1 protein-coding gene is annotated in these 6324 nt (G+C 51.7%); it reads left to right on the forward strand.

All coding sequences use genetic code 11. The annotated features are described in order from the left end of the window. On the forward strand, window positions 1–6324 hold a 6324-nt coding region (locus tag B9A91_RS23890; RefSeq protein WP_084241593.1), incomplete at both ends, for a DUF7507 domain-containing protein.

Here is a 6324-nt window from a genome sequence, read left to right on the forward strand (position 1 = left end):
CTACCCTAACCATTTCAGGTACGGTTGCTGCCGGTGCCGGGGGCAGCCTGGTCAATACGGTTACGGTAGTTGTGCCAGCTGGTTCTGCAGACCCTAACATGGCCAACAACAGTTCAACGGTTACCACCCCTGTAAGCCGTGTGATGGACTTTGAGCTGAGCAAGGTCTCCAGCCCGGTAACGGCAGTGGCGGGGCAGGGCCTGAGTTATACGATCACCTTAAAGAACAACGGGCCGAGCAGTTTAACCGCTGCAGACAACCTTACCTTAACAGATGTTCTGCCGGCAGGTTTTACGGCTACGGGCTACAGTGCTGCCGCCGGCAGTTATACCAGTTCAACTGGGAACTGGACAGGGCTTACCCTGGCCAGCGGGCAAAGCAGCACCTTAACCATTACGGGCAATGTAGCGGCCACGGCCACGGGCAGCCTGAGCAATACGGCCAGTTTAACATTGCCTTCGGGGATAAGCGACCCTAACACGGCCAACAACAGTGCTACCATCAATACCCCTGTAAACCGGGTAATGGACCTGGGCATCAGCAAAACAGGCGCTCCTAAACCAGCGGTTGCGGGCGAAACACTAACCTACACCCTTACGGTTACCAACAATGGGCCTGCCACCTTGCTGGCTTCAGATATTTTAGATGTAAACGACAACCTGCCACTCGGTTTTCAGGCTACTTCTTATACCCCGGTGTCGGGTACCTATACCAGCGCTACAGGAAGCTGGGCCGGGCTTACCCTGGCCAGCGGTCAAAGTGCTGTACTAACCATTGCCGGAAAAGTAACTTCGGGAACAACAGGCAGTTTAACCAATGTAGTCAGTGTGGTTAGCCCTGCAGGGGTTAATGATCCGGTAGCAGGCAACAATACGGCAACAGATGTAACCAACATTACGGTGAAGCCGGTACTGACCGTGGTAAAAACCGGCCCGGCAACCGTTACTGCCGGTAGCGCTGTAGCTTATGTGCTTAACATTACCAATACGGGAAGCAGCGATGCGGTGAATGCCGACATTACCGACATGGTACCTGCAAGCCTGGGCAATGTAAACTGGACCAGTTCAGTTACAGGTGCGGCCGCTGTCATACAAAATCCATCGGGTAATGGAAACGCGGTTAACCTCAAAGCAAATATCCCTGCCGGGGCAGGTAACGGATTAACCGTAAATATCAGCGGTACCCTTAATGCTAGTGCCTCAGGTACTTTAAGCAATACCGCAACGGCAACACCGGCAGAAGCCAGTGGAACAGGGTCCAATAGTACAAGCACAGCAAATATAACCAGGACATCTGCGCTGGTGCTCAGCAAAACCGGTCCGGCCAGCGCCCTTGCCGGAAGAAGCGTTACCTACCAGGTCGAAGTGCTCAACAACGGCCCTTCGCAGGCCGCCGGAACAGTAATTACTGATGCTATTGCGGCAGAACTGGGCAACGTAACCTGGACCGCCACAGCTGCAGGTAGCTCGGCAATTACGAGTGGGGCCTCAGGAACCGGAAATGCGGTAAATGTAACTGCAGACCTGAATGTAGGCGACGCCAATAAAATCCTGCTGACAATAACCGGAGAGTTAAACGCCGGGCAATCCAATACCGTGATCAGCAATCAAGCCTCTGCCACTGCATCAGGGGGGGCAGCGGTATTGTCCAATACAGTGGCCACTACAGTTAGCAACCAATCGTCGTTAACCATCAACAAATCGGGGCCGCTAAGTATTAATGCAGGGGAAAACATAACTTATAACTTAACCGTGTCCAATAACGGACCTGGAAATGCATCTTCGGCAGTAATTACAGACCTTATCCCTGCTGGCCTCCTTAACGTAAGCTGGTCCGCTACCCAGTCGGGCAGTGCCAGCATCGTTTCTGCGGCACAGGGTACCGGCAACCTGAACTTAACTGCCAATATACCTGCCGGTGGGGGCAACCAGGTAAACATCCTGATCACCGGTAAGGTAGACCCCGCTTTTGCAGGCACTTCTTTAAGCAATACCGCTACGGTAACGCCTGCTGAAAGTGGCAACCCTGCCGTAAATTCCAACACCGTAACCACGCAGGTACAAAAAACAGCTATCCTTCAGATCAGCAAATCAGGACCGCCGACAGGCATTGCCGGACAATCCATTACCTACCGTATACAGGTAACCAATACCGGGCCTAGTGATGTTGCCGGCGCAAGAATAACCGATGTGATTGCAGCCGCTATATTGGCCCCTTCATGGACCATTGAAACTTCTGGTTCAGCAACTGTAGATCAGACCAGCGGCACGGGCAATATAGACGTGCTGGCCGGTTTAAAAAGTAATGGCACAGATGCAATTACCATTACTGTTACAGGCACTATAGATCCGCTGTTTACCGGAACTTTAAGTAATACGGCAACAGCCACTCCCGCGGGGGTAAGTAATACCAGCCCCGTAACAAGCACGGTGAACACAGTGGTCTCGGCCGCTGCAAATATCAGGATGATCAAATCAGGCCCGGCCAATGTTGGCGCAGGCGAACCAATCCGCTACACCTTACTTGTGGTTAACGATGGGCCCAGTACGGCAATTGCCACACATGTACTAGATGACCTGCTGAGCAGCGCACAGCTCAGCACGGTAAGCTGGACGGTCACTTCCAGCCCAGGTATTACCCCTTCTGCAAGTTCCGGAACCGGAAATGTTGACCTTACCGCGGATATCCCTTCGGGAGGGGAGCTGCGGGTAACGATAACTGGTACAGTATCACCAGCTTTGGCCACCAACCAGACGATAAGCAATACGGCAACGGCAAACAGCACCGTAAGTGATCCGGACCCAGCCAACAATACTTCCACAGTGTTGACAACGGTAGACAATGATCCGGTGTTCAGGGTTGCCAAAACCGGGCCGGCTTCGGTAAATATTGGTGATGCGATCAGTTATAAAATCCTGGTGACCAATTCGGGTGCCGGAAATATTGCCACATTGAATGTTAAAGACCTGGTGCCGGCCGATGTTGTGGTGTCAGACTGGACCGCGGTAACCATTGGTACGGCCTCCATTAATAACGTTACCGGCGGGACCGCCACAGGAAACAGCAACGATGTTGAATTTACAGGGGGCATTCCTACAGGAGCAGGTAACGCCATTGAAGTTACTGTAAACGGAACCATATCACTTGCCGCGGCCAACAGCATTACCAATACCGTATCGGTTACGGCCGGAACGGTAAAACAAAGTTCGGTAGTTACCGCAGTAAATAAATCAACGGATGTGGCCATCTTTAAACAAGGACCGGCACAGGTAGCTCCCGGAGAAAATGTTGCCTACACCATTAAGGTGTTGAACAATGGACCGGTAAACGTAACCGGGCTTAGCGTAACAGATGTGATGCCTGCATTGCTGACCAATGTATCATGGACTGCCCTTACCGCGGGTACTGCAAGTGTGAGCGCCGCATCAGGTACCGGAGATATAGCCGTTACCGGGAACATCGCCGCAGGTGCAGACAATTACCTGCTGTTTACGGTAATGGGAACTGTGCCTGCAAATGCTGCAAATGGAAGCTTTGACAATACTGCAACAGTAACGCTCCCTTCTAATTTAACAGATTTCCAGAGCACCAATAACAGCTCAACTGTTTATACAACAGTAACCAATAAAACCGACATACAGGTGCAGAAAACAGGCCCGGCAGCTGCAAAAGCAGGCGAGCAGATACAATACGCTATACAGGTAAGCAACAACGGCCCTAGCGATGCGACCGGTCTGAGCATAGACGATCTGCTTGATGCCAATCTGGCTAACATCAGCTGGACTGTTGGTACCTCGGGCGCGGCAACAGCTACACCGGCATCGGGTACAGGTGCTTCAGTTCATGTAAATGGCAGTATACCTGCCGGCGCCGGCAACACCATTACCGTAAATATTACCGCAACGGTAAATGCGGCATTTGCCGGAACAATCACCAACCAGGCCAGGGCACAGGCCAGCGGGGGGGCTGTGGTAAATTCGGCAGTTGTGAGCACTTTGGTAAGCAGGCTTCCGCAATTTGAAATTACCAAAACGGGCCCTGCAAGCGTAAACGCCGGAACCGGAATGGCTTATACCCTAAAAGTAACCAATACCGGTATCAGTGATGCCATAGGAGCGGTTATTACAGATATTGTACCTGCAAAGCTCCAGAATGTAACCTGGTCTGCTACGGCTTCCAATACCAATACCATCATTAGCAGTGCAGCGTCTGGTACCGGCAATGTGGGCCTTACCGCTACCATACCTGCCGGAACGGCCAATTTTATTACAGTTGTTGTAAATGGGGATTTGCTGCCTGGTGAAACCGGTACGTTAAGCAATACCGCAACAGTTACCCCGGCAGAAACCGGTATTGGCCTCAATTCTGCTGCTGTTGTTACCAACATTCAATCTGTTGCCGACCTCAGTATTACCAATACAGCAAATATACCGGCACAGAAAGTAGGGCAGCCGGTTACCTTTACCTTAACGGTAAAAAACAACGGGCCGGGTAATGCTTCAGCTGTTGCTGTTAACAACCTGTTGCCCGCCGGTTATACGGCAATCAGTTCTTCAAGTACAAATTACAATGCGGCTACGGGGGTATGGACAATCGGTAACCTGGCCAGTGGTGCCGACCTTACGCTAACCATTACTGCAAATCTTGTTGTTGGCGGGCCTTATCAAACCACGGCCACGGTATCAGCTGCCGAAACAGATCCTGTGATGGCAAATAATACTGCCCAGGCCACAATTAATGTAGAAAATACTGCTCCTGTGGCCATAGCGCATACCGGCAGCCTGTTGGAAGATCAGCCGTTTAGCGTAAACGGTACAAATGGTTTACTGCAGGGCGCTACTGATGCCGATGGGGATGCGCTGAGCATAGCTAAATTTGTAATTGCAGGCATAACCGGCGATTTTTCTGTAGGCACTGAGGTTAGTATTCCAGCTGTGGGCGGAATACTGATCAATGCCGATGGCAGTTATGCATTTAACCCAGAATTGAACTACAATGGCAGTGTACCGTTAATTACCTATACGGTTACCGATGGTAAAGGTGGTACGGCAAATAATAGCCTGAGCCTTACTGTAGGTGCCGTAAATGATGTACCTGTTTTTGTGAAGGGGCCGGATGTGTCTGTATTGCAGTATGCTGCTGCGCAAACGGTAAACGGTTGGGCAACGAACATCAGCGCCGGACCGGCGGATGAATCGGCTCAGGCGCTGGATTTTGTAGTGACAAACGCAAACAACAGCCTGTTTGCAGTACAACCGGCCATTGATGCTGCCGGAAACCTTACTTTTACGCCTGCGGCCGCTGCTACAGGAACAGCGCTGGTAAGTGTTTACCTGCACGACAATGGCGGCGTTTTAAACGGGGGAGCGGATAGGTCGGCCGTACAGACATTCAATATTACCATTAACCCTGCAAGCCCGGCTTTGCTGCTGAGCAAGGTGGCCGGCAATACGGGTACCAAAGCGGGCGATGTAATTAATTATACCTTTACCGTTAAGAATACCGGAGATGTGGATCTGACCAATGTTGTGGTCACTGATGCGGGGGCAACTGCTATTACCCCTGCTTCCATTCCTTTACTGGCGGTTAATGCATCGGCCACGGTTACGGCCAGCCATACCTTAAGCCAAGCCGAAGTGAATGCAGGAAGGTATGCCAACCAGGCGGCTGTTACTGCAAGGGACCCAGGTAATGTTTTGGTAAGTTACCTGAATTCAGACGATCCGAACACGCCGGCACTGAACGATTCTACAGTGGTAAACATTGTGCCTTCGGCTTCTATGAACTTTACCAAAGTAGCGGGCAATACCGGGAATAAGGCAGGCGATGTGATCAATTATATCTTGGTGGTGAGCAATACGGGCAATGTAACTTTAAGCAATATTGTGGTTGCTGATCCGGGAGCTGACCCGAACAGCATCAGCCCAGTGTTTGTGGCTTCTTTGGCGCCAAATGCTACGGCCAGCTTTACGGCGAAACATACCTTAACGCAGGCCGATGTAGATGCAGGCAGCTACAGCAACCATGCGGCAGTATCTGCTAACCGGCCTGGCGGTTTCCCGCTCAGCCGTTTGCTGTCGGATGATCCGGCCACGGCAGCAGCAGGGGATGCCACGGTGGTTGCTATCAGCCCTTCGGCTTCGATGTCGCTGAGCAAGGTTGCCAGCAATACGGGCAGTAAGGCAGGCGATGTGATCAATTATACTTTAGTGGTTAGCAATACGGGCAATGTAACTTTAAGCAATGTTACGGTGAGCGATGCGGGCGCAGATGCAGGCAGCATCAGCCCTGCGGTTATAACCAGTTTAGCGCCTGGCGCCAGTG

The sequence above is a fragment of the Pedobacter africanus genome (assembly GCF_900176535.1).
In the GTDB taxonomy this organism is placed as follows: Bacteria; Bacteroidota; Bacteroidia; order Sphingobacteriales; family Sphingobacteriaceae; genus Pedobacter; species Pedobacter africanus.